The sequence below is a fragment of the Kribbella sp. NPDC002412 genome, assembly GCF_053592935.1.
Window position 1 is genome coordinate 1 of record NZ_JBSFBL010000145.1, and the last position, 1,059, is coordinate 1,059.

The following is a 1,059-nucleotide window of genomic DNA, read 5'->3' on the forward strand; positions in this document are numbered from 1 at the left end:
CCTATAGAGGTCTTGACGACCAGAGTAATCGCGGCGTACCGTCGGTGTCTCATCCAGTCCTTATAGAGGACCTGAAGACTAGGAGTCATCTCATGGCGATGCCGCGCAAGATCAACATCCAGTTCGGCGAGGTCTTCCCGCACGGCGTGTACGCCGTCTCGGAGGTCACGCAGGTTCGCGACTTCGACCGGTCGACGAAGGACCGGCCCGTGTACTCGGTCGACGAGGACTCCGGCCTGAACGTGTGGTCGGTCGACGTGATGGACGGTGACCCGGAGGCGCGCAAGGCCGACCGGCAGCTCTCGATCAAGATCCTGTCGAAGCAGCAGCCGGTGCTGCCGCCGTCGAACGGCATGCCGTTCACGCCGGTCGAGTTCGACGGCATGACCGCGACGCCGTACGTGTCGGACTCCAACGGCCGTCCGCGGCTGGCGTGGTCGTTCCGGGCGATGGGTGTCCGGGCGCCGAAGAACGCTCCCGGCGCGAACAAGCCTGCGGCTTAGGCGGGGTGAACCGACGTGTTCAGCATCCGAGGTACCGAGGTCACCGAGGGGCCGCTGCGGTTTCGGACTCCGGCGATCGCGATCAAGCTTCGGTGGTGGCTGCTGTGGGTCCTCGTGTCCTGGCTGGTGCGGCTGCCAGTCGTGCTGGCCAGGCACCCCCGCTCGACCGGGACCGTCCTAGCCGGTCTGCTGGCCTGGAAGGCGTGGACGGTCTACGGACCTTGGCGGATCGCTGCTGCTGTGGCTGCTGTGGTCCTGCTCGGTCTGGTGTGGTGGTGGCGCTGGCCGGAGTCGTTCGCGCAGCGGATCGTGTGGCGGCTGCGTGGCTGGTGGCGACGGTTCGCGGTGTATCGGGGCCTGTGGCAACCAACCATGACCACGCTCAAGCTCAACTCCAAGCTTGGTGATCGCGAGTTCCTGCCGCGTATCGTCAGGGTCCGTTCGACCGGCCGCGTCGACCTGGTCACGGTCCGGCTGCTACCGGGGCAGGTGCTCACCGACTACGCCGAGGTCGCGGAGCGGCTGGCGCAGACCTTCGGCGCGATGGATTGTCGGG

2 protein-coding genes are annotated in these 1,059 nt (G+C 66.8%); both read left to right on the top strand.

Going from position 1 to position 1,059, the window contains the following annotated elements; genetic code table 11:
• Positions 1-92 precede the first annotated feature (92 nt).
• The gene (locus tag ACWCOV_RS41795; protein WP_449834931.1) at positions 93-503 is read left to right on the top strand and encodes a plasmid replication, integration and excision activator; all 411 of its coding nucleotides are present in this window, start codon (positions 93-95) and stop codon (positions 501-503) included.
• 15 nt (positions 504-518) lie between these two features.
• On the top strand, positions 519-1,059 hold a 541-nt coding region (locus ACWCOV_RS41800), incomplete at its 3' end, for a hypothetical protein (RefSeq protein ID WP_449834932.1).

Coding starts and splice junctions, on each gene's coding strand:
- ACWCOV_RS41795 (WP_449834931.1), top strand. CDS start 93: ATGGCGATGCCGCGCAAGATCAACATCCAGTTCGGCGAGGTCTTCCCG.